Raw genomic sequence first — 2,477 nt, forward strand, 5'->3', positions numbered from 1 at the left:
CCTTCATAGTTTGGTGATGATGGCAGAGAGGTCACACCCGTTCCCATACCGAACACGGAAGTTAAGCTCTCTAGCGCCGATGGTAGTTGGGACCTTGTCCCTGTGAGAGTAGGACGTCGCCAAGCAAAAACCTAAGTCGTTTTGACTTAGGTTTTTTGTATTTATTTTTATTATTTTAAATTTAAAGGTAAGAATTACCTTTATAAGAATGTAGTCCAGATGTAACAAGAATGTTTGTGATCTTATATAAAAAAGGTTATGTAAAAAGAGCTAGATTGTTATTTTTACATAACCTTTTGTGCTTTTAAAGGATTTTACATTAGAAAAAATCTATAATTAAGGTAGTTAACATATATTTTTGATGGGTGTGGGGATTATGAAAGAAATATGCATGTTATTAGTGGCTGTTATATTATGGGGCACAGCCATTGCGCCAACAAAATGGGCGTTAGAATCTATTCAGCCGTTTACTTTGTTATTTATTCGTCTTTTCTTTGCAGGTGGAATTTGTATGCTATTCTCATTTAAGCAACTACAAAAATCAGTTGTACATAAAAAAGTTCCATGGAAAAGAATGAGTTTGTTAGCTTTTACCGGTGTAGCTGGTTATTTTATGTTTACATCCTACGGCATTTCTTTAACCAGTGGATTACATGTGAGCATTATAGATGCTGCGTTACCATTAGTTACAATTCTTTTTTCAGCACTCTTTTTGAAAGAGAAAATTCGATTGAATTATTGGATAGGAATTATATTGGGTGCTATAGGAGTACTCTTTATTACGATTCCATCTAAAAGTGTTAATCAAGAAGTGTCTTTAATAGGAGATATACTGATATTATTAAGTACTTTTCTATTTGCTTTCTACACAGTTTTGCTAAAACGACCAAAACAAGAACAGTATTTATCAAACGAGGTTTTTACAACATTAACTTTAATTATTGGAGCTGTTATTCTCTTACCGTTTGCACTGGTAGAAATTTTTTATTACGGTCTCCCAAAGGTTGAAACTTGGAAAACGGGACTTAGTGTAATATACCTTGTTATTGGAGCAACAATTTTAGCGTATTGGTTTTGGAATAAAGCGCTAGAGAGAGTTTCAGCATCAGTAAGCGGAGTATATTTAAATGCATTACCATTAATAAGTATTGTTACTTCAATTATTCTATTAAATGAATCTCTGACATGGAGAGTAATAATGGGAGCGAGTTTAGTTTTAATCGGAGTAGGATGGGCGGATAAGCAAAAGTTATGTAATCTATTAAAAGGTAACAAGGTGGAGAATAGAGACTGTTAAACAGTATGATTTATATAATTGAAATGTTAAAAAGATACCTTATATATGAGGTATCTTTTTTATTTAGCAAAGATAATAGACTAAAGTTAGTATGGATATTCTTTGCTGTATTTATATGTGTCGAAATCATTTTGAAATATTGTTTGGACAAGTTGTATACATTCAGTATCATAAAAGCTTTCAAAAGTTGGATGACGTGGAAATAAAGGATCAGTAATATCGCCTTCGCTAAAATCCCCTTTATAAATCATGGCGGGAGTTTGATGATGCCATGATGTTGAGAACTCATTTATTGGTGCGGTTTTTAATTCGAAACGCTTTTCTAATTCTTTCATTTCCTGATCGAAGTTTTCTAAGTATATATAATTGGTCACATATTCTTCTTCACCAGCTATATATTGTTGTGTGAAATGTGGGTTAATATCACTTGCGTGAGCTCCTTTCATAAATAGATAGTATAGAAATTGTTTAAATGAGATCCCTTTGGAGGAATTTTCATCTTGATATAAAAACTTTCGGATGGGTTTCCATTCGGGATGTTCCATATAAGGAGGTCCAATTAAGGATACGAAAGAACTGACTGCTCTCCTATAAGGGTTACGAACAAGTTTAAAAGTTTCTTTTTGTTTTTCTCGTAGAGCTATTCCTAGTCGTACACTATAGGCAGGTGTACTTTTGTATATATCATATTCATAATTATGAATGAAAGGACTATAACTTAGAGCGGTTTGTAATAAATCAATCTGGTAAAAGAACCACTTAGCAAGAGAAGTACAACCGCTTTTTTGACTCCAAAATAGAATGATTGGAAACTTCCTATGATAGTGTGGGCTTCTTGAATGGGAGCTTATGATGTGTAATAAAGAAGGATTGAACAAGTTCTACACTCCTTTCAGTTATCTTATTGATATGTATGAGAAATAAAAGGGGGGTATGAGAGTCTTTTTCATCTTTTTAAAAAAAATGAAAGATTAATATTGACTATTATTATATAGAGGTGTAATATAGGACAAGTCGCTGATGACAATAACATCGCAAGTGACAAACGAAATGAAAAACTTAGTTGACATTGAAAGATGAAAATGTTAACATAAGGAAGTCGCAAATGAGCGACCAAGTAGTTCTTTGAAAACTGAACGAAACAAACAACGTGAAACGTCAATTTTTATTTTAGATGCTA

2 protein-coding genes and 1 rRNA gene are annotated in these 2,477 nt (G+C 32.7%); 2 read left to right on the plus strand and 1 reads right to left on the minus strand.

The annotated features are described in order from the left end of the window. Positions 1-9 precede the first annotated feature (9 nt). Positions 10-125: ribosomal RNA gene (rrf, locus tag GBN78_RS29370) — 5S ribosomal RNA — on the plus strand. Between the two features lie 251 nt (positions 126-376). Further along, complete coding sequence (locus tag GBN78_RS29375; RefSeq protein ID WP_152128016.1) at positions 377-1,297, plus strand: DMT family transporter; 921 nt, start codon at positions 377-379, stop codon at positions 1,295-1,297. 86 nt (positions 1,298-1,383) lie between these two features. Here GBN78_RS29375 and GBN78_RS29380 read toward each other — a convergent pair whose 3' ends face one another. After that, on the minus strand, positions 1,384-2,175 hold the full coding sequence (locus tag GBN78_RS29380) for a sulfotransferase family 2 domain-containing protein (RefSeq protein ID WP_000483015.1): 792 nt from the start codon (positions 2,173-2,175) through the stop codon (positions 1,384-1,386). Between the last annotated feature and the right edge of the window lie 302 nt (positions 2,176-2,477).

The organism is Bacillus sp. B2-WWTP-C-10-Post-4 (assembly GCF_009183805.1).
Taxonomy (GTDB): Bacteria; Bacillota; Bacilli; order Bacillales; family Bacillaceae_G; genus Bacillus_A; species Bacillus_A cereus.

Bases quoted from the DNA above. Each gene is read 5' to 3' on its own strand.
- GBN78_RS29375 (WP_152128016.1), top strand. From the start codon at position 377: ATGAAAGAAATATGCATGTTATTAGTGGCTGTTATATTATGGGGCACA.